Origin of the sequence: Chryseobacterium sp. 1B4 (assembly GCF_036631475.1) — a bacterium.
Taxonomy (GTDB): domain Bacteria; phylum Bacteroidota; class Bacteroidia; order Flavobacteriales; family Weeksellaceae; genus Chryseobacterium.
Map to the genome: position 1 here is coordinate 227,932 of NZ_JAPNUF010000006.1, position 20,507 is coordinate 248,438.

At 38.3% G+C, this 20,507-nt stretch carries 23 protein-coding genes, 2 tRNA genes and 2 pseudogenes; 9 read left to right on the forward strand and 18 right to left on the reverse strand.

Going from position 1 to position 20,507, the window contains the following annotated elements:
* Nucleotides 1-24: 24 nt before the first annotated feature.
* From OWR28_RS06995 to OWR28_RS07030, 8 genes are all read right to left on the reverse strand, one after another.
* A complete protein-coding gene (locus tag OWR28_RS06995; RefSeq protein ID WP_332386031.1) occupies nucleotides 25-375 on the reverse strand; it encodes a DUF7009 family protein in 351 nt (116 codons plus the stop codon).
* Nucleotides 372-1,247, reverse strand: coding sequence for a formate dehydrogenase accessory sulfurtransferase FdhD (fdhD, locus tag OWR28_RS07000; protein WP_332386032.1), 876 nt, complete (start codon nucleotides 1,245-1,247; stop codon nucleotides 372-374). The genes OWR28_RS06995 and fdhD overlap by 4 nt, the downstream gene beginning before the upstream one ends.
* Before the next feature lie 46 nt (nucleotides 1,248-1,293).
* Nucleotides 1,294-1,710, reverse strand: coding sequence for a molybdenum cofactor biosynthesis protein MoaE (locus tag OWR28_RS07005; RefSeq protein WP_332386033.1), 417 nt, complete (start codon nucleotides 1,708-1,710; stop codon nucleotides 1,294-1,296).
* Nucleotides 1,711-1,715: 5 nt separating this feature from the next.
* On the reverse strand, nucleotides 1,716-1,958 hold the full coding sequence (locus OWR28_RS07010) for a MoaD/ThiS family protein (RefSeq protein ID WP_332386034.1): 243 nt from the start codon (nucleotides 1,956-1,958) through the stop codon (nucleotides 1,716-1,718).
* Between the two features lie 16 nt (nucleotides 1,959-1,974).
* Nucleotides 1,975-2,715, reverse strand: a complete 741-nt coding sequence (locus OWR28_RS07015; RefSeq protein ID WP_332386035.1) for a sulfite exporter TauE/SafE family protein — start codon at nucleotides 2,713-2,715, stop codon at nucleotides 1,975-1,977.
* 190 nt (nucleotides 2,716-2,905) lie between these two features.
* The gene (locus OWR28_RS07020; RefSeq protein ID WP_332386036.1) at nucleotides 2,906-3,334 is read right to left on the reverse strand and encodes a thermonuclease family protein; all 429 of its coding nucleotides are present in this window, start codon (nucleotides 3,332-3,334) and stop codon (nucleotides 2,906-2,908) included.
* A 273-nt stretch (nucleotides 3,335-3,607) separates the two neighbouring features.
* On the reverse strand, nucleotides 3,608-3,958 hold the full coding sequence (locus OWR28_RS07025; RefSeq protein WP_332386037.1) for a hypothetical protein: 351 nt from the start codon (nucleotides 3,956-3,958) through the stop codon (nucleotides 3,608-3,610).
* 45 nt (nucleotides 3,959-4,003) lie between these two features.
* Nucleotides 4,004-4,156: a hypothetical protein gene (locus tag OWR28_RS07030; RefSeq protein ID WP_332386038.1), complete on the reverse strand. Its 153-nt coding sequence runs from the start codon at nucleotides 4,154-4,156 to the stop codon at nucleotides 4,004-4,006.
* A gap of 328 nt (nucleotides 4,157-4,484) precedes the next feature.
* On the opposite strand from OWR28_RS07030, the gene OWR28_RS07035 reads away from it, so the two are divergent.
* Both OWR28_RS07035 and OWR28_RS07040 read left to right on the forward strand, forming a co-directional pair.
* A tRNA-Pro gene (locus tag OWR28_RS07035) sits at nucleotides 4,485-4,559 on the forward strand.
* 32 nt (nucleotides 4,560-4,591) lie between these two features.
* A tRNA-Arg gene (locus OWR28_RS07040) sits at nucleotides 4,592-4,665 on the forward strand.
* 187 nt (nucleotides 4,666-4,852) lie between these two features.
* On the opposite strand, the gene OWR28_RS07045 is transcribed toward OWR28_RS07040, so the two are convergent.
* Entirely contained in the window at nucleotides 4,853-5,542 is a 690-nt protein-coding gene (locus OWR28_RS07045; protein WP_332386039.1) for an MBL fold metallo-hydrolase, read from the reverse strand.
* 55 nt (nucleotides 5,543-5,597) lie between these two features.
* A complete protein-coding gene (locus tag OWR28_RS07050) occupies nucleotides 5,598-6,071 on the reverse strand; it encodes a Crp/Fnr family transcriptional regulator (protein WP_332386343.1) in 474 nt (157 codons plus the stop codon).
* 314 nt (nucleotides 6,072-6,385) lie between these two features.
* Here OWR28_RS07050 and OWR28_RS07055 point away from each other — a divergent pair, with 314 nt between their 5' ends.
* The 7 genes from OWR28_RS07055 (at nucleotide 6,386) to OWR28_RS07085 (ending at nucleotide 10,340) form a co-directional block, all read left to right on the forward strand.
* Nucleotides 6,386-7,210 carry a 5'-nucleotidase, lipoprotein e(P4) family gene (locus tag OWR28_RS07055; RefSeq protein WP_332386040.1) on the forward strand — a complete coding sequence of 275 codons (825 nt, stop codon included), beginning with the start codon at nucleotides 6,386-6,388 and terminating at the stop codon, nucleotides 7,208-7,210.
* A 98-nt stretch (nucleotides 7,211-7,308) separates the two neighbouring features.
* Entirely contained in the window at nucleotides 7,309-7,908 is a 600-nt protein-coding gene (locus OWR28_RS07060) for a TetR/AcrR family transcriptional regulator (protein ID WP_332386041.1), read from the forward strand.
* Between the two features lie 59 nt (nucleotides 7,909-7,967).
* Nucleotides 7,968-8,630 (forward strand): MFS transporter, encoded by a 663-nt coding sequence (locus OWR28_RS07065; RefSeq protein WP_332386042.1) that lies wholly within the window; start codon nucleotides 7,968-7,970, stop codon nucleotides 8,628-8,630.
* A 31-nt stretch (nucleotides 8,631-8,661) separates the two neighbouring features.
* Nucleotides 8,662-8,835, forward strand: a complete 174-nt coding sequence (locus OWR28_RS07070; protein WP_332386043.1) for a hypothetical protein — start codon at nucleotides 8,662-8,664, stop codon at nucleotides 8,833-8,835.
* Nucleotides 8,832-9,245 carry an MFS transporter gene (locus tag OWR28_RS07075; RefSeq protein WP_332386044.1) on the forward strand — a complete coding sequence of 138 codons (414 nt, stop codon included), beginning with the start codon at nucleotides 8,832-8,834 and terminating at the stop codon, nucleotides 9,243-9,245. The genes OWR28_RS07070 and OWR28_RS07075 overlap by 4 nt, the downstream gene beginning before the upstream one ends.
* 5 nt (nucleotides 9,246-9,250) lie before the next feature.
* Entirely contained in the window at nucleotides 9,251-9,805 is a 555-nt protein-coding gene (locus OWR28_RS07080) for an isochorismatase family cysteine hydrolase (RefSeq protein WP_332386045.1), read from the forward strand.
* Between the two features lie 118 nt (nucleotides 9,806-9,923).
* A complete protein-coding gene (locus OWR28_RS07085; protein WP_332386046.1) occupies nucleotides 9,924-10,340 on the forward strand; it encodes an EamA family transporter in 417 nt (138 codons plus the stop codon).
* Between the two features lie 373 nt (nucleotides 10,341-10,713).
* Here the strand turns inward: OWR28_RS07085 and OWR28_RS07090 are convergent, their stop codons facing one another.
* The 8 genes and pseudogenes from OWR28_RS07090 to OWR28_RS07125 all read right to left on the reverse strand — a co-directional run bounded on the left by OWR28_RS07090 (nucleotide 10,714) and on the right by OWR28_RS07125 (nucleotide 20,077).
* Nucleotides 10,714-11,553, reverse strand: coding sequence for an SH3 domain-containing protein (locus tag OWR28_RS07090; RefSeq protein WP_332386047.1), 840 nt, complete (start codon nucleotides 11,551-11,553; stop codon nucleotides 10,714-10,716).
* Nucleotides 11,554-11,574: 21 nt separating this feature from the next.
* Nucleotides 11,575-12,402: a 50S ribosomal protein L11 methyltransferase gene (prmA, locus tag OWR28_RS07095; RefSeq protein ID WP_332386048.1), complete on the reverse strand. Its 828-nt coding sequence runs from the start codon at nucleotides 12,400-12,402 to the stop codon at nucleotides 11,575-11,577.
* A 562-nt stretch (nucleotides 12,403-12,964) separates the two neighbouring features.
* Nucleotides 12,965-13,678 carry a 3-ketoacyl-ACP reductase gene (locus OWR28_RS07100; protein ID WP_278352932.1) on the reverse strand — a complete coding sequence of 238 codons (714 nt, stop codon included), beginning with the start codon at nucleotides 13,676-13,678 and terminating at the stop codon, nucleotides 12,965-12,967.
* Between the two features lie 350 nt (nucleotides 13,679-14,028).
* Nucleotides 14,029-15,590: pseudogene (locus OWR28_RS07105) on the reverse strand (calcineurin-like phosphoesterase C-terminal domain-containing protein).
* A 66-nt stretch (nucleotides 15,591-15,656) separates the two neighbouring features.
* Nucleotides 15,657-16,861: pseudogene (locus OWR28_RS07110) on the reverse strand (SusD/RagB family nutrient-binding outer membrane lipoprotein).
* Nucleotides 16,795-17,103, reverse strand: coding sequence for a hypothetical protein (locus OWR28_RS07115; protein ID WP_332386049.1), 309 nt, complete (start codon nucleotides 17,101-17,103; stop codon nucleotides 16,795-16,797). The pseudogene OWR28_RS07110 and the gene OWR28_RS07115 overlap by 67 nt, the downstream one beginning before the upstream one ends.
* Nucleotides 17,104-17,114: 11 nt before the next feature.
* A complete protein-coding gene (locus OWR28_RS07120; RefSeq protein WP_332386344.1) occupies nucleotides 17,115-19,274 on the reverse strand; it encodes a TonB-dependent receptor domain-containing protein in 2,160 nt (719 codons plus the stop codon).
* Nucleotides 19,274-20,077 (reverse strand): TonB-dependent receptor plug domain-containing protein, encoded by an 804-nt coding sequence (locus OWR28_RS07125; protein WP_332386050.1) that lies wholly within the window; start codon nucleotides 20,075-20,077, stop codon nucleotides 19,274-19,276. The genes OWR28_RS07120 and OWR28_RS07125 overlap by 1 nt, the downstream gene beginning before the upstream one ends.
* Nucleotides 20,078-20,507 lie beyond the last annotated feature (430 nt).

Genomic DNA, 20,507 nt, shown 5'->3' on the forward strand with positions numbered 1-20,507 from the left:
TTCTACCTTTAAAAAATGAAAAAATTAACATTTCAGGTTCGGGTTGGGATAATTGTCGCTCTGATCTTCCAATGTATTATCAATGCATACAAAGTCTTTTTCTATTAAAAGTTTAATTTTTCCGGTCTGCCCTTCAAAACCTACCCTGTCTGTGGTAATCCACTCATTTATCATTGCTGCAGGCATCTTCAGAACCATTCTGTTCTCAATGAAAGCTGCTGAAAGCTCTGCATCTTCTGTTCTTTCAATAGCGTAAATAAACGGACGGTCTACAAATTCCGTAAAGCTTGAAATGATGCCGTCTTCCCCCAGTTTTGCCACTTCGGATTGGGTAAGACGAAATCTGACTGCGTTATCTTTAATTCTTATTTTCATACTAGATTTTCAATGTTAAAATGGCTGCCGGAATGGTAAATATTAAACCTGTTGTCCCGGAGAAAGCCCAGTAAAGTAATATCAAATTCTTTTGCAAGATCCACTGCAAGGCTTGAGGGTGCGCCTATTGCCGCCACAATGGATATTCCTGCCATTGCAGCTTTCTGAATAAGCTCGAAGCTGGCTCTTCCGCTCAGGAGCAAAATTTTATTGTTCAAAGGAAGCAAACCGGCAGATAGTGCATACCCTATGAGTTTGTCCAAAGCATTATGTCTTCCCACATCTTCACGCAATGCCAGAAGGTTTCCTTCCAGATCAAAGATACCGGAAGCATGTATACCACCTGTAGCACTGAAATTATTCTGGAAAGACTGCAGTTTTTCCGACAGTTGATAAAGGGTCTCCAGGGAAACTTCTGTGTTTTCTTTTGTATAGTTGTGGAAAGCACTTACTGTTCTTATAGATTCTATGGAGCCTTTCCCGCATACGCCGCAGCTGGATGTGGTATAAAAATTTCTGTCAGCCTTCATAAGTTCAGGAACAAAGCCTTCTGTAAGTTCTACAATAACAACATTTTCGCTGTTCCTGGAACATTCTGCCTGCGGAGAATATGTGCTTTTAATCTGTTCACGGCCGGAAATAATTCCCTCTGTGAATAAAAATCCCGCAGCAAGTTCTGCATCATTTCCGGGAGTCCGCATAGTCACAGAAATATTTTTAGACTCTTTTTTACCTTCAGCACTGTAAGAAATCCTGATCTCCAGAGGTTCTTCTACAGAGATATCATCTGTATAAGGGAAACTGCTGCTTTCCCTGACTTTGATGATTTCTATCTGCTTTACAGATTTATTTGACAACAGTTTTGCTTTCATGACATAATGACTGGCCTAGTAAAGGTACAAAATTTTATTCCTAAAATTATGGGTGTGCCGAAACCCATTCTTCCCCATCTTCAAAAATTTCTTTTTTCCAGATAGGAACGGTTTTTTTTATATTTTCAATCATAAAGCTGCAGGCATCAAAAACCGCACTTCTGTGCCCGTCACTCACCACAATGATCACGGCAGCATCACCCGGAAACAAAACTCCCGTACGGTGATGTACAACAATATTCTTCACTGAAAATAAGGAAATGGCTTTATCTGCTATTTTCTGTATTTCCTTCACGGCCATGGATTGATAGCATTCATATTCCAAACGGGTAACAGATTTACCTTGGGTATGATTCCTTACTGTTCCTACAAATGATGCCATTCCTCCACATCCAGGATCGGAAGCAAGGGCAAAGCAATCCGTGAGGTCCAGTATATTCTCTGTTATTTTTATATCAATCATATCTTTTATCCACCGCTTACCGGAGGGATTATTGCTATTTCGTTAGAGACTGTTATGATCTGATCATCCTCTGCATATTCATCATCAACGGCAATAAAATAGGATTTTAATCTTTTCAGTTCCGGGAAGTCTTTTTCCAGAAGTTCCTTAAGTGCTTTGACGCTTGCCTCTTCATGTATTTCTATTTCTTTTTCTGAAGTTCCGAAAATATCTTTCGTTATTCCGAATGCCAATATTTTAAGTATCATTTTTATATTTAGCTTATTACCAGTATTTTATTAAAACGTTTATTCCGGCTACCAGAACCAGAACAGCTGTCATTCTTTTGATGACCAAAGGATTCCATTTCAGGGACATCCTGGAACCGATCTGTCCGCCAATGAATACAGCAAAACACAAGCTCAGAATTCTGAAATAATCCATATCTGCGGACAGCCTGAATAACTGGCCGAAGATTCCTGATATTGAATTTACCAATATGAAAACACTTGACGCCGCTGCAATTTTCCGTGGAGTATCCCATTTCATGAGGTTTAACAATGGTGAAAGAAAAATCCCACCGCCAATACCCACCAAACCTGATAAAAATCCGATTCCTCCACCTAAAAATCCGTTTTTGAAAAGGGAAGCTTTGGTATATTCATAAGAATTTTCTTCATTTTTTATATCTGTCTTTACCCAAAGCAACAATGCAGCTATGATTAAGGCTACACCCAATATCTGGAAAAAAGTTTCCTGGCTTATTTTTAAAACAGCTCCCAGATACGCCATGGGTACACTTACAATGGTAAGCGGCAGTATTTTCTTCCAGTCAATCTGCTTATTCCTGATGTAAATAACTCCTCCACCTATTACCACAATAACATTACAGATAAGTGCCGTTAACCGTATTTCCTGATAAGGAAGACTGTACATTGCCAGAACGGCAAGGTAACTGGATCCTCCACCAAATCCCACAGAAGAATAAACGAAAGCGATGATTAAAAAAAGAAAAAGATTTCCCAATGCCCCATATATTTTGTAGAATTAATTTTCTTACAATAATACTCATTTTTAGGGTGTCATTCAGGGTTATCACACAAAGTTTCTGTTATAATTTGTGAGAAGAATGTTGCAGATTGTTTTTCTAAAAGGATCGAAGATGGAAGCGTGAGAACGGAAGTTACGATTGCCCCTACCAATAAAGAGTTATTAATCAATACCTATTTCTATTTTTAAGCTTCTTTGTCCAAGATTCACGCTGCTTCTTTTGTTTTTGTTGCGTTCTTAGCAGCTTCGATTTCTTGGTATTTCTAAGTTCCCGTTTCATTTTACGGTAGTCCCAGGGAGCAATGGCATTACTATCCTGCCATAGACCTATTTTTTTCTGCTGTGCAGTTTCCTGAAGTTTCCCCAAAGAAGCATCTTTGGAATAGGAAAAATACCACCATCCCATTCCAGCTTTGATAAGCTCTTTGGAAAGGTATTTTCCGTCATCATAGTACACTTTTGCAATGGATCTTCCATAACGGTCTGTAGTGGTTTCAACAAAGCTTACTGTTTTCCCAAATACCTGAGCAGAAGTAAACTGCCTGGCATTTTTACCAAACGCCTGCCCATTTTCCGGACAATCGACTTCAGCCAACCTCAGCTTTTTTGCTGATTGCCTTTTAACAGTAAAGTAATGGTATCTCCGTCTGAAATTTTGATCACTTTTCCGGTTGTCTGTGAGAATAGGAATACAGGGAAAAGCAGGTACAGCAGCATTAATCGTTTCATGGGGCAAATATAGGGATTAGTCCTTATTACAAATGAAAAAATCTCGCGGTTTGCGAGATTTCATTATATTGAATTAAATTATTTGATTTTTTTGCTTCAAAGTCGGGAGACTTTGCGGGGCAGTGGAATGCTAAAGCTGTTAATTGCCTAAACCAAATTTATCTTCGTAATTAAATTTTTCAATTTTATCAGAATTTGTAATAACTATCTCTAAAGTGCCTTTTGGTTTTATTATTGAGTCTCCAACAGAAACCTTATCCCACCAATCTTTATACAACACTATACTATCTTTATTGCCATACACCAAGAATGATATATTGTGATTATCATAATTAATATACTTTTTGCTAACCATTGATTTTATATCCTTATCTCTAATTTCATCTAAAAAACGGTCTTTGTTTTTTGATGAAAATATAATTTTGTATACAAATATGCCGGCAATTATAATCAACATGATTATTAAATTCCTATTTCTTTCGTACGTCATAAAAATTACTGTGTGTTTTCTTTAGCAGTAAAGCTTTCTGAAATATTAAGTTTTCAATAAGCCAGCCATAAGATTTGGCATCAAAATAACAGGCTGTTTTTCCAGAAACTGATCTTCGTGTTCTTTCAGATATTGATCAACTTGTCTTACTGCTTCATCATCAAGATAGTCTTCGGGAGATCTAACGTAAAAACCCAAATTGACGGAATCATTTTGAAACGCTTTTTCCAGCGCAGGAATATAAATTGTATAGAAATCTTCTTTTCCATTTTTTATAATTCAGAGCAAACCACCATGAATAAACCGTTTAAATTTGTAAAAATGAAAAGAGGAGTAAAAAAAACGAAAATTTTTTCATCATTTTAAAAATAAGTTAAGTCAATGGTTATTAACCCGGTAAAGGTAAGAAAAAAGTCTTCATGAAAAATTAATTAAAAATTATTCTCAATTTTATTTTTTTATTTCAAAAAGTATTGTACCTTTGCAACCGCAAAAACGAAGTAAAACTCGTTACTGATGACACCCTCGGGGCGTAGCGTAGTCCGGTCATCGCGCCTGGTTTGGGACCAGGAGGTCGCAGGTTCGAATCCTGCCGCCCCGACTGTTTTAATAGTTTTTTCAAAATTATTTAACGGGTGCGTAGCTCAGCTGGATAGAGCATCTGCCTTCTAAGCAGACGGTCAAAGGTTCGAATCCTTTCGCGCTCACTTAAAGACTTACTGGAAACAGTGAGTCTTTTTTATTTATCACTCAAAATTATTTACAGCGAAAATTAGAGCATCCCGATTTTAATCGGACAAGTCAAAGGAATGCTCTGATTAATCTGAAAAAAGATAAAGCCGCAGATAAAGCGGCCTGGATATTCATATTTTTTATCTGAGATTACAGCACAAACTATCTTTCAATAGCCGTGCTGCATTTAGCCACAAACCGCTCAAACTTCCGGTCTGTATTGCGCAAAACCGGTCCGTGGCCAAAGCAGATAATGGAAGGGCTCAGTTCTGCTAACTTTTGGAGTGATTTGATATTTCGCTGCTGGTCCGAGGTGAACATATTTGGTGGAAGGTGCAAACCGGCAGCTGTAGTAAGCAGGTTCATATTTGTTGAAGCATCACCGATAATCAGTACACCATCCCGCTCACGGAATAAAGAAATATGGCCGGCCGAGTGTCCGGGCGTCTCTATTACCCGGAAGTTTCCTATAGTATCATTTTCAACAACTGTCTTTTCAACTTTATGTCCCTGACCTGCCCAATATTTTTGCTGAAGCTTTGCTATCCAATGTTGCGGCGTTGGGTAGTCAGTTGTTACCATACCTGTTTCTGTTCTGAAAACTTCGTTGGGATGGCATAGTAAAGGGATCCCGAATTCAGCACATATCTGATCACTGCAACCCTGGTGGTCTGCATGCGCATGCGTCAGTATATGTTGATAAACGGGGATTTTCCCGATAGCTTTTTTTACAGTGGCATATGAGCTCCGTATTCCTGAGTCTACCAATACACCTTCGATAATATAGCTGTTGATACTGTTTCGCGGCATCAGCGGAATATGGAACACTTCGGGAGCAATTTTACGTAGCATAGATTTTTTTGTGCAAATCTACAGTGATGATCAGGACTGCATAAGGACATTTGTCCTATAATGCGTCAGGCTTATGGATCTGTCCCTTCGCCCGTGTAAGCGATCGTTGTGTGATGCCCAGATACGATGCCAGATCCTGCGTGGCTACGCGCCGTACAAGCATGGGTTCATTAAACAGGACATGATGGTATTTATCCAGAGCCGACTTATTATTGTAATTCAGCAGATAACTTTCTTTTTGATTATACTCCTGCTCCATCACGGATCTGATGACTCCGTTCCATGAGGTAACCTGCTCAATCAGATATTGATAGTCCGGATAGCTGATTCTATAGATGACACTATCTTCTATAGTCCTGATACTCCTTCTGGATTTTTCCTGTGCCACAAACTCCGGAAACGAGGTGGCAAATTCATTTTCAAATTTGAAACAGGTAATATTTTCCTTTCCTTCTTTATCAACACCATATGCTTTTACAGCACCACTAACGATAAACCCAATATAACGGCAGACTTCGTCCTCACGAATAAAAAAATCACCTTTTTCAAGCTGACCGGTTTGAAAAACTGCGAAGAAAAGTTGATTTCATCTGCTGACAGCTCTCCTGTAGAGTATAGGTAATTTTCAAATAGGTTAGTCATTTCAAAATTTTTCGTCTTTTTATTTTTTTCAAATTCAATATTCAAATCTAATAATTATTATACACTCATCCACATCCTTTTTTAGTTACTTTATCCGTACACATTACCAGATATAAACTCCCCGATTGCTGACCGTGACTTTCTTTCTATTTCGTCAATCTATCAAATTGTCATAAATTTGTCTGACTCTATTCTAATCCAATGAAAAATCTCACCTTCATTATCGCAAGCAGTCTTTTGGTTCTGACTACATCGTGCAAAACTCCGGCTCCGGTTTCAAAGGCTGCCATTCAAGATACACCTTACCAGAATCTTGGACTTCACGGGAAAATATATGGTGCATTTTATCAGCAGCGGGCGGCCGAATATGAAGCTTTATGCCTTCAGGCTTACAATATTGCAAAACTCCGTTTAGACGAGGCCCTGGCACAGCAATCAGAAAAACCGCTTGCTATTGTTTCAGATATTGATGAAACTTTCCTGGACAATTCGTATTACGCAGTTGAGCGTTCAAAAACAGGCAAAGGCTATGATCAGGCAACATGGGAAGAATGGACAGCGAAGGGCATTGCACCTCCTCTTACCGGATCTCAGGAATTTTATCAATATGCAGCAAGCAAAGGTATTCAGGTTTTTTATGTGACCAACCGTAAGGAGCAGGAACGTGCAGGTACATTAAAGAATCTTAAAAAATACAATTTTCCTCTTCAAAATGACTCCCATCTTATTCTTCGTACGAAAGAAAGCAGCAAAGAGAACCGAAGACAGGACATTGCTAAAAATTATAACATTGTTTTACTGTTAGGTGACAATCTTGCAGATTTCTCCAGCCTGTTTGATAATAAATCAGAAGCTGAACGTTCTGCAGCAGTGAAGAGTTCCGCGGATGATTTTGGTAAAAAATTCATTATTATTCCAAATGTAGGATATGGCGACTGGGAGTCTTCATTCTATCATTACAAATACGATTATACCAATCAGCAGAAAGATTCTATGATGTATAATGCGGTAAAGGCTACTCCTTAGAAATCAGACATACAGGTTAATTCTTATAGCAATACAACATTTTGACAAAATTTGTTTTTTTGTCAAAATGTTGTATTTTTGTATCCATATTAAAAAAAATGTCATCTCAAACCGAACAAGACCAACTTTCACAGCAAATCCTGGAAACCGCTTCAGGGCTGTATCTGAAGTATGGCCTGAAGAAAGTGACCATGGATGATATTTCCAAAGCTGTTGGTAAAAGCCGAACGTCTATTTATTATTACTATAAAAACCGTGAGGAGGTTTTCCAGGCTGTTCTGGACAATCTTATCAAAGAAGTTATTGCTGAGATTGATGCCAATATGAAGAAAAGAAATACTTTCGAAGAAAAAATCAAAGAGTTTTGTCTTTCTAAAGTAAAGACTTCGGAAGAAAGGTCTTCATTTTTCAGAGCAATAGAAGCAGGAATGGACAATGAAGAAAGATCAAAGCATATTATCGGAGCCCATAACCAGATGATGGAAGCAGAGAGAAATCTTCTGCTCAATTTATTTTCAGCCGGTATTAAGAGTAACGAAATCCCAACAGTCCGTATTGAGGAACAGGAAACGATTATTTTTATCCTGCTGAGCAGCATCAGGGGAATCAGGCGTGAGATGGGTTTAAAAAATGATTTTGAAAACCTGAATAATACAGTCACTACTCTGACCTCTATGGTTATTAAACATATCAGTTAAAATTTTTTATCCAGATTTTGACATTTTTACATTATTTGTCAAAAAGTTTATTTTAAAATATGAACAAATTAAGTAATATCAGCACATTCCGGGCGTTCAGAAGCACGAATTATACGTTGTACTTTTTTGGGCGTTCTGTATCTCAATTTGGAACATGGATGCAGCGTACAGCCGTAGTATGGGTTGTATACAGCATGACGCAATCTGCATTTATGCTGGGGCTGACCATTTTTGCCGAACAGTTTCCGTCTTTCTTATTCTCAGCATTCGGAGGGGTAGCAGCCGACCGGTATAACCGGTATAAAATCATACAGATCACCCAGATTTTATCATTAATCCAGGCTTCTTTGCTGGCTTTCCTGGTCATGACAGGACACCAGAATATCTGGAGTTTTATTATATTAAGTGTTTTTCTGGGGATCATTAATGCGTATGATATTCCGGCACGTCAGGCGATGATCAACGAGGTGGTAACGGATGATGAAGATCTTCCGAGTGCCCTTTCACTGAGTGCGGCGATGGCAAGTATTGCAAAATTAGCAGGCCCTGCCCTATCCGGGATCATTCTGCAAAAATTCGGGGCAGGGACCTGTTTTCTGATCAATGCAGCCAGTTTTGCAGCAGTAATGGTTTCCATTTCTTTGATGAAAATAAAGATTGTTTCTAAAAAGCCAACAAAAAAGGAACTTTCACGGAACTGGCCGAAGGTTTCAGATATCTGAAAAAGAGCCTTCTATCAGTCTTGTGATCATTATGCTGAGCATTACAGGTTTACTGATCTTACCTTATGACACCTTAATTCCGGTTTATGCTAAAGAAATTTTCAAAGGAGACGCCAAGACATTCGGCTATATATCAAGTTTTATCGGAATCGGGGCTGTTCTGGGCACTGTATTTCTGGCTTCGTTAAAAAAGGAGCATCCATGAGGAATATTCTTATCCTGAGTACAATTATCCTGAGTATCGGGCTGATTCTTTTTTCATATGCCACCCATTTCTACTGGTCTATGTTCTTTGCTGCACTGACGGGATTGGGAGGTGTTGCACAGTTTACCACCTGTAATATTATTGTGCAATCTGAAGTCATCCCGGAAATGCGTTCCCGGGCAATAAGCATACTGCTGACTGCTATATTCGGAATGCTTCCTTTGGGAAGTGTACTGATCGGGTTTGTTTCTGAGAAAATAGGTGCTCCAAGAACCTTATTGCTGGAAGGCATTGCAGGAATTGTAATTGCTGTTGTTTTCAGGAACTTATTATTTAAGAAGAATAAGACAAAAGCTGTCAATGAAGAATTACTGGAAGAATCCGAGGAACAATTTATCAATAAAATATAATAACAATGGAAAAAGCAAACACAGCATTACTGGTAATGGACATGCAGTCGGCTATCGTCAACACATTAGCTGATACAACAGCATTGATCTCTAATACCAAAGAGGTTATCCGGACCGCAAGAAACCGTGATATTCCTGTCATTTATATTACTGTAAGCTTCAGACAGGGAATGCCGGAGATCAGTGCCAATAATAAAGCCTTTTCGGCCATAAAACCCCGCATGGCAGGTATTGACATGAAAGAATGGGCAGCAATTCATCCGGAGCTCATTCCTGAAGAAGATGATATTGTTATTACCAAACGGAGATTCAGCGCTTTTACAGGAAGTGATCTTGAAGTTGTCCTTCGTGGACTGGATATTCAGCATCTGGTGCTGACAGGGGTATCGACCAGCGGCGTTATTTTATCTACCCTAAGAGAAGCTGCAGATAAAGATTATCAGCTTACCGTGATTGAAGATTGCTGTAAAGATGGTGACGAAGAGGTACACCGCGTACTGATGAATAAAGTATTCCCGAGACAGGCTGATATTACAGCGGCAAGTGACTGGATACAGTAAGTAAGAAAATGCAATCTTCTTTTGCTTATTTTGGCTATCTTTAAGTAAAGAATACGAGGACGATCATTAAAAAATGGAGAGACTTAATACTGATTAATAATTTTTAAAACATTAAAATATGTGGTGGGTATATGCAATTCTTTCAGCTTTTTTTGCTTCCTTGACTGCAATTTTTGCCAAAATTGGAATCACAGGAGTTAACTCAAACCTGGCAACAGCCATAAGAAGTGTTATTATTCTACTGGTAGCCTGGGGAATTGTCTTCGCACGAAGTGAATACAAGGGAATCCCTGCACTTTCCAGACATAATCTTATCTACATTGCCGTTTCCGGAGTGGCAACAGGACTTTCATGGATATTTTATTTTAAAGCCCTGCAAATCGGAAAGGTGACCCAGGTTGCCCCGGTAGATAAATTAAGCGTGGCACTGACTATTGTCCTTTCTGTTGTATTTCTCGGAGAGTCCCTCACGTTGAAGACAGCTATAGGAGCGCTATTGATCATCGCAGGTACCATACTTTTAATTTTTGAATAAAAGCACACAGATTATCTTATCCGTTTCATTGGTTTAAAATACCGTTTCAATGGCTTATTTCGCTGAATCAGCAGAAATTTTGCACATTGAGAGAACAGTACATACTACTTTTACATTATAAACATAACCGAAAGGTCATTGAATCAGCTTAATTAGTAGGTAAAACATTTGTTAAGGGTCAATAAAAATCTTTTTGTGCACTTTAATTCCTTGCAGCCTTTAATGGCTCAACTATACACTTAATCATGTTTGGGTAGGATTGGCTTGTTCCGGTCCTATTTTTTTGTACTAAATCTATTTCAGGACATGAATTTCATTAAAGAAGAAAACCGTTGTAAGGACAACGGTTTTCATGTATTAAGAATAAATACTATTATTTAAGTTTATAAGAATTTCCATTCCACAGATAGGTTTTGGAAGATTGCTTTTTCTTTTCCCTGTCTTTCTCATCTATCTCCATATCTTCTACTTTCAGGATAAATGCATTGGGCATTCCTCCTTTATCATTCGGGAAAACAAATTCTTCACTATGATAAAAAGCACCGACATCACCCACATTCATCAATTGTGGAAGAGCAATCAGTTTTTTATCTTTAAAAAGAACATACTGATCATAGCCGGCTATTCCACAGGCTTCACCAGAAACTCCTGCTTTAAGGGTGAATTCAACATTCTGCAGTTTGTGGCTGCTTTCTATATTGAAAGATCCGGAGCTAAGCTCTTCTCTTTTTCCGGTATCAAAATACACCTCATCAATGAGTGTATTTCCTTCCATAGCTTTTATTCCGGCAATGTTCTGTTTTTCGATCTCATTCAATTCTTTATTCATCCTGTCAATTGTTTTGGAAAGTCCGAAAAGGAAATCATATCCGTTTTTGTTACGGTACCCTACACAAAGGTTACCGCCCCAGATATATCCTTCCAAGGTATTTCCACCTTTCTGGTAAGATATTTTATACCAGTTCGCGGCTCTTTCTCCCAATTTCAGAACACCTTCTTCTTTTTTAAGAATCATTACCTGCTGATTGGTCTGAAGTGAATCTACAATCTGGCTATTCACTCCCGGATTCAGTCTTACACGGGTCCAATCTGTAAAGATCTTCTGTGCTTTATTTTCTTCGAAACCAAAGATACCATCTGCATATGCTTCATTTTCCTGAGCGGCAAAAAACTGCAGCATCAGTAAGAATAAAGCTGTCCATAAAGTTTTCATATTCGTATTTTGTTTTGTGTGTTATTTTTCAAGCAGAAGGCTTACCCATTCTTCACGCTGCAACTGTTTTTTCAGCTCAAGGCCGCTTTCCCTGCATACTTCCAGAATATCATCTACATCAAAGAAACACAGTCCTGAAAGCAATAATTTCCCACCGTCATTCAATACTGAAACATAAGCCGGGATATCTGAAATAAGGATATTTCTGTTGATATTGGCCAGGATGATATCATAATTCTCTTTCCCTAAGTTTTCAGCAGTTCCTTGTTCAATATCCAGTTCTACATTGTTTCTTACCGCATTTTCTTTGGAGTTTTCTACTGACCATTCGTCAATATCAATGGCTTTTGTATCTCCTGCTCCCTGCTGTTTTGCATAAATGGCCAATACGGAAGTTCCGCATCCCATATCCAATACTTTCTTACCATTGAAATCAATATCCATCATCTGCTGGATCATCAGATGGGTGGTAGGGTGATGCCCTGTTCCGAAAGACATTTTAGGCTGGATAATAATTTCATGCATTCCCGGTACAGATTCGTGAAACTCTGCTCTGATCAATACTTTATCATCGATATTGATGGGAGAGAAATTCTTTTCCCATTCTTCATTCCAGTTGATATTCGGCATTTCCTCGAAGGAATATCTGATTTTTACGTTTTCATTTTCAAAGATCGGAAGGGCTTTCAACTGATCTTCATTAAACAAGTCTGTCTGGATATATCCTAAAATTCCGTCAATTTCTTCTGTAAAGCTGTCAAAACCTATTTCTATAAGCTCTGCCATTAATATCTCATTCCAGGGTTGTAATGGAGAAATTTTGAAATTGAATTCTAAATAATTTTGCATGTGAATAATTTGCTGCAAAAATACTAATGTTATTACGGTTAAAAAAATGATGGGGTCATTTTTGGCTGAAACAGGGGATTTTTATTTTTTATTACACAGATTTTTTAAATGTAATCTCAAAAGTTATCATTTTTCCCACAGATTACACGAATAACACGATGATTGCGCATAGTATATTCAAGAGGCGGGCTTTAGCCCGTCTTAAAAATCATGAAAAATTCCATTGGCTTTAGCCCAAACTTATTATAAACACTTGGAAATAAATTATTGGGTTGTTTTTTGTAAAATGTTAAAAATTCTAAGTTTTGGCTAAAGCCTAAACAGAAGGTAAAATAGGAGCGGGCTAAAGCCCGCTCCTATTGATTTTTATAATTCAAAGTTCTTTTTTGAAAGGTTATGTAGATTTTTGAAAAGTGAAAGATTACAAGTTTTGGCTAAAGCCATACAATACACTGTTAAAAAAGCGGGCTAAAGCCCGCTCTTATTGAATTTGTACTCAAGATAAAGGAAAAGTATTTCTGACAACTTTAAACCTTAAACCCTGAACTTTAAATTTAAATTTTTATGGATTCGTAGAGAATATAGATCCGTTTGCGATCAGTGCTCTTCTGTTCATTTTCAGGATATCTCTTACCCATTCTGCGAAATCTTCCGGCTGCAATACTTTGTCAGGATTTCCGTCTGTAAGACCACCCTGGATGCTCATATCCGAAGCAATTGTACTTGGAGTCAAGGTGATAACACGGATATTCTGTTTTCTCCATTCTGCCATCATGGATTGCGACAGAGATACAACAGCTGCTTTTGAAGCGGCGTATGCAGACATATTCGGACCTCCTTTCAGGCCTGCTGTAGAAGCTACGTTAACGATATCTCCTTCTCCTTTAGATTTCATAAATGGATAAGCTGCTTTGGCCGCGTAATATACTCCGAACAGGTTGGTCTTGATAACCTGCTCCCATGTTTCAGAAGGCATTTCTTCAATCGATCCAAAGTCTCCGATTCCTGCGTTGTTGATCAGAATATCAATTCCTCCCAACTGTTCTGCTAAAGATTCAATTCCAGCTTTTACCTGAATTTCATTGTCCACAGAAAAAACGGCGTATGCTGAGTTTACCCCCAGTCTTTTGATTTCTTCAACCGTCATTTTAAGATTTTCTTCGTTTCTTCCTGTAATGGCAACGTTTACTCCTTCATTGGCTAAAGCTAATGCTACAGCTTTTCCCAGTCCTCTTCCACCACCTGTTACGATGGCATTTTTTCCGTTTATATTCATAGTAATGATACTTTTCTTACTGCAAAGTTACAAAAGAACATTTTTACGAAGCATTGAAAACATAGATTTAACTTATATTTTATTTAACCACAAAAGTTACAAAAGATGATTAACATTGAGAAATTTAAAGTTGTAATCACTCTTCATAAAAGCTCACATAAAATGAAAACATATATTTTTATATAAAATCTAAGTGTCCTTCATTAAACTTAAAATTATAGCTTAAAAAAATTGAGTTTTTAAAAACCTTTGTGACTTCTGTGGTTTATCTATGCCTCATTAAAAATGAAAGCCGGCTCATGAGAACCGGTTTCAAAATCTAAAAAAGGTATAGTAAAAAAATAAAAAGCTTAAGGAATCTGGATTGGATTCTGTACTTCAAACTCTTCTGAAGCAGAGAATTCATTTCCGTACATATCAACAGCCTTCACCTCAACTTTATGTTTTCCCAATGGTAATTTTTTCGGAAAATCAGCTTCCCAGATGTGCTTTGACATTTCGGGATTGGAAGGTCTTCTCCCGGAAAAATTTTATCTGTGGAATCCCATTTGAAAACGGAAAGGGCAAAATTAGGATCGATCGTTTCATCATACTCCATTTCTTCCCATTTTCCGCCATCTATTCTGTATTCCACTTTGTCTTTTTTGCTTCCCATAAAGAAATTGGCCAATACTTTTGCAGAAGTTCTTGAGGAAGGAATCACTTTCGGAACATATAATTTAATCTGATAATCATCCGGTTTTCCGGCTGTTTTGTATTTCACTTTATACTGATTGTCTGTAAAGCTGATAAAAGAATATCCTTTTGCAGTTCCGTCTCTCATGGTAGAAGTAGGAAGTCCTGCATCATCCGGTGTTCCGGAATACCAGTCTCCGCAAGTAGTTCCTACGTTATATTCATGCAATTCCCTGATACCGTTCCAGCCTGCTTTTTTACCATAGAAAATCTGCTGTTGTATGTGGGTATGTGCTGACAGAAGCAAAACATTCCGGAAAGGATTTAAGAAATCAAATAATTTCTGACGGTCCGCATTTCTGAAGTTATCTTCATTGTTATGCTCCAGCGGAATATGGAAAGAGATGACGATCAGTTTATTTTTATCAACCAGTTTCAGGTCGTTTTCAATAAACTGAAGCTGGTCATCACGGAATCCGCCCCAATATCCTTTGCCGTCTCTCGGATCCGGATAAAGAATATCATCTAAAATGATGAAGTGTACATTACCGTAGTTGAAGGAGTAGTTGGCAGGGCCAAAATTAGATTCAAATGTTTCATCCGAAAGCTTATCTTCTTTTGCATCGTAGTTCATATCATGATTTCCCATCACGTTATACCAAGGCAGTCCGACTTCTTTCATCACATCTGCGTAAGGTTTCTGGAGGCTTAGGTTGTCGCCTACCAAATCTCCCAGACTTATTCCCAATACTGCATTTTTCTTCGTATTCTTTACTTCGTTTACGATTCCTCTTTTGAAGTAATCCAGTTCTTTTTCTGTGTAAGGCTGCGGATCACCGAAAACAAGTATATCAAAGTTTTTGTCTTCTTTTTGCTGATAAAGCGGGAAGTTCAGCTCTTTTGGAAGATCTCCTGTAGGGGCTACTCCCTTGTATTTAAAATCTGCAGGAGAACCTTTGGGTTTATGATGGTAATAGAACTGCGGGAGATTGTTTGCGTTTAAAGCGGTTTGATATCCTGATGGCTTGATCACAAAAACAGTCTGATCCTCCTGAACCGGAAGACTGTATCTGCCGTTTTTATCCGTAAGAACTACCTGAACACCATTAGAAACGGCTACCCCTTCAATTCCTTTTTCTCGGTTTTCTTTCTTTTGATTTTTGTTACTGTCTTCGAATACATATCCTGAAACAGAAGCTTGTGAGAATGCCATTGCAGAAACCAGCATACAAGGCATTAAAAGTTTTATATTGATACTCATTTTTTTAATCTTTAAATTATTTTCAATTTTAAATTCAATTTGTTATTTATTCCACCACATTTTCACGTTAATATTGTCTCCTCCCATTGATTGTACGGCTGCGTTATAATTCTCTGTATTCATCACTTTTGTAGCGGTAGGATACATGAATCTCACGGGCATTTGCCCGCCGTTCTGAAGACCACCGTTATTAGGGAGCACCGGAAGTTTTGTACGTCTGTATTCATACCATTGCTGGTGATCAACAAAAAACAGCGAAATATATTTCTGAAGCATAATTTTTTCCAGAGAACCGTCATAGGCTACTTTAGGATTGCTGAAGTAATTGGCCGGAACTGTTGCACCCCATTGTTCAATAATTGATTTCACTCCGGTTTCATAGTAGGTCTGCTGGTTTCCTGCGATGATTCCTTTATTGACTAATTCTGCAAGGATAAACTGCACTTCAGAATAAGTCATGATTAAAATCTTTAAAGGTGCTTTCGCCAGATTTTGGTTCAGGTTGGAAGGCTGATAGTTGAAAGCTGTTCCCAAAGCGTATCCAGAAGGAGCTCCTTTATAGCCAAGATCTTCTCCTGATGTTGCTTTCGCTTTTGTAAAAAACATACTCAGTCTTGGATCATTATTATCTTTCATGGCATTCACAAAGAATTCACCTGCTGCCCTGTAAGCTGTAAAATCCTGTGGACGGGCTATTGGCGGCAGGTAGGAGATATTCCGGAAAGCGGAAGTACCGCGCTGTCTGTATTATTCTGAAAAATAGGATATTGAGCAGGATTATTAACAATTTCCTGAATTCTTTCATAAACATTTACTTCTCCGTTTCGGCTTAAAATTCTGGTCAGTAACCTTAATGAAAGGGAGTTACAGAACTTTTTCCATCCTAAAATACCGGCCTGGCTGTTGGTATTGGCATTATAAAACAGATCTGTTTCCGTTAACGCCTGATTGGTATTGAATAATGAATTGGCCGTTCTCAGGTCATTTAACAGCTGGATGTAAACATCTTTCTGCTTATCATATTTCGGTTTTAAAATATTTTCTTCAACTCTTACTGCTTCGGATAAAGGTATATCACCGAAAGCATCAGTAAGGTTGGAGGCAATCCATGCATTCAGGACCATTGAAATAGCCAGATAATTATTATTCTGTTCTTTGTCTGCATATTTTCTGAGATCATTTACCTGCTTAAGCCATCTGTAAGAAGTATTCCAGTAGCCGTTGCCACTTTTTCGTCCATATAATATCTGCTGTAGGTATTTCCTTCATTCGGAAAATCCAAAGCAATCTGCATAATGTCAAAAGTGAAATCATCTGCCCTGTTATAGCCATAACTTCCCATTTCATACTGGATAGGAGCAAGAAGGCTTCCTACGGATGGGTCTTTAATCCTGCTGGTATCTGTATTGAACTCCTCGAAAGTTCTGTCACAGGATTGAAACATGAAAACAGAAACTGCCAATGTAAGATGTATGATTATTTTTTTCATTTTTAAAGATTTTAGAATTTAAGATTTAACTGAAAACCGACTGTTCTTGCTGTTGGAAGCTGACCCATCTCAACTCCCGGAGTGATGGTTGCATTATCCAGTGTAGCTACTTCAGGATCAAACATTGGAAACTTGGTCCACATCCATAAGTTCTTTCCGAAAATGGCAATCGTAAGGTCATCCAGACCTATAGATTTTATGGTTTCTTTAGGGAATGAATAAGCAATCCTTGCGTCTCTCAGTTTAATAAAATCTGTGCTGAAACTGTTGGTTTCCACATTGGCTCTTCTGTAGTAATCTCCGTAGTAAGAAGATACCAGTACTCCTTTTGTATTCGTACTGAAGGTTCCGTCAGGGTTCTGAACAACCCCGTCTCCTACAATCATTCCGCCAGGGTTATCTCTTCCCGGAAGGGTAGATTTCAGCTTCCCCTGCTCAGACATTTTATGATGCGACTGAGAATAAGCAATACCCCCATACTGACCGTCAAATGAGAAGCTTATCGTGAAATTTTTAATCCGGAAATCATTCTGAAGACCTGCTCTCCATTTCGGGAATGCATTTCCTACTTTTTCAATATCTGCAGGTCTTGCCGGAAGTCCGTTATCCCCGTAAATTACTTTTCCGTCCGGAGTTCTTAATAATTTAAATCCATACATATCTCCCAGTGAACCTCCTACTTCCATTTTATAGAAAACCACATCTCCTACGTTAGAAACAATTCCGTCAAAACCTTCAGGCAGCGTCATCACTCTGTTTTCATTGGTAGACCAGTTTCCACCAACCTTCCATGAGAAGTCTTTACCTTTTATGGCTAAAATATCTGCTGAAAGTTCCAAACCTCTGTTTCGGATTTTTCCGGCATTGATGATCCTTTTAGAATATCCTGCTTCGGTGGGCAATGATACAGGGATAATCTGATTTTCACTGACATTCTGGTAAGCGGTAAGATTAAGGTTCAATCTGTTTTTGAAAAGGCTGAAATCCATACCGGCTTCAATATTGGTATTTTTTTCAGGCTTAAGGGAAGGATTATTAAAAGTTGTAGGCGCTACCACACTTCCTGTAATGTTGCTGGCTGTATAATAATTATCCAAAAGATAAGGATCACTGTCTATCCCTACTTTTGCCCATGAAGCTCTCAGTTTCCACAAGTTCAGGTTATTGCTTTTCAGATTAAAAATATCTGATAAAATGAAACTGGTACTCACTGAAGGATAAAAGAAAGACCTGTTTTGCTTCGGAAGCGTAGAACTCCAGTCATTTCTTCCTGTAATGTCCACAAATACTTTATTATCATAACCCAGGGTAAGTAACCCGTATACACTGTCTACATGCTTATCCCTTGGTGCGGGATATTTAACCGGAATATTAAGTGCATTGGTAAGGCTGTATTCTCCTGCTGTTTTCAATCCGATAGCCTGATAATCATTCAACAGGTATTCATTATAACGGATACTCCCTCCGGCAGAGGCGGAAATACTGAGCTTATTCCAATCTGCTTTGTAAGAGAATAAGAGGTCATTGTTGTATTCCTGATTTTTAATAAACTGTTCTCTGTAGAACCCTTTCTGGTAATTGGCAGAACTCCATGGTCTTTTGGTCGTTCTTTTTTCATTCAGAATTTCAATTCCTGACCTCAGCATCAGGCTAAAATTCTTATTAAACTGATAATCTGCCGTAATATTTCCTGTAATAGTCTTCTTTCTGACTCCATTCAGCATTTCGTAAGCAATCATATAAGGGTTGTCTATATAGGAGCTGAACGGATGGATCTGATCAACCTGTTCCTGACCCGGCTTCCATATCGGTCTGTACCATTCAAGATCCACATTGGGATTCTGGAAGATCATGAAATAGGAGATCGACTGGTTGTTATATCCCGTCGCAGGAAGGTTATCACTGGTAGTAGTGTTATAAGCAAATTTTGTTGATATTTTTAATTTTTGGGTAAGCTGATGGGCAAAAGATAAGGCAAAATTGAATCTGTCGAAGCCTGTATTCGGCATCATCCACTCGTTATTAAGATACGTCAGTGAAGTTCTGAAGCTGGTTTTCTCATTGGAGCTTTCAACAGAAATACTGTTTGAATAGTTAGAACCTGCTCTCCAGAAACCTTTGATATTATTTTCATAAGGTCTCCACAATTGCCTTTCCTTACTCTGTCCCATCACCTCAGGGTCATACTGGAAATAATATTGTCCGGCGAATTTAGGCCCGAAAGCACTACTGGTTCCTCCTGTACTTGGTCCATCCGGAGAAAGGCCATAAGAATAGTAAAAATTTCCTGCTGTATTGGTTGCCAGTGTTCCTGTCCGTATTCGTACTGCCAGTCCGGCCACTTCAATACTGTATCAAAGCTTGAAGAAGAATTAAAAGTTACTCTCAGTTTTCCGTTTTTTGTTTTTCCGGATTTTGTGGTAATCATCAAGGCTCCATTGGCGGCACGGGATCCGTATAATGCCGCTGCAGAAGCTCCTTTTAATACGGTTACAGATTCAATATCGTCCGGATTGATGCTGTTTAAACCATTTCCAAGATCAATGGGAACATCACCTCCCGAACCTGCTCCATAGGCTGCCGTACCGGAACCTGTGGTAGAATTTCCCAATGGAACCCCATCCACTACGATCAGAGCATAGTTGTGATCCATCATAATGGATTTTTCCCCTCTCAAGGTAATTCTGGAAGTTCCAAGCGGCCCTGCTCCGGCGGTCTGGATTTTAAGACCTGCCACTTTCCCTTCCATTGATTGTGCCCAGTTGTTATTCTGGGTTTCTTCAAAAGTTTTGGCTTCTACTTTCTCGGCAACATAACCTAAAGCCCTGTCGTGTCTTTTGATGCCCAAAGCAGTAACCACTACTTCGTCAAGTCCTTTAACCGTGTCTTTTTTAGCTTTCTGCTGTGCTGCCAGATTGACGCTGACGAATCCTAACAGCGACAAAACCAACAGTTTTTGTGTCTCTTTACGCATTTCCTTTTTGTTTGCGCAAAATTAGAACGACATTACAAGGAACGTCTTAACACACTTTTAACGTTTCTTAAAAATTTATTAAACCATTTATTAAGCCAGTCTTAATAACATTAGATAAATAACTTATTAACAGGCAATTAATCAATTAAGTATTTTTAATACGGTTTCCAGACTGTATTTATGTATCTTTATTGTCTTGCATTGAGATAATACCATACAAAACACACAAATGATTGATTTACAATATTATAACATACATTAAATAGCAAATTTTCTCCTACAAAAAAATAAGGGGTAAGTTCCAAAAACGAACAGTCTGACCCCTTTTTTAAGAGTCAGACTGTGTAAATTATGATTGTAATTGATTTAACTGGGGGTATAATTAAACCACCCCGTCAAAAATTCTTCGAATTTTGACACCCCTCCTCCG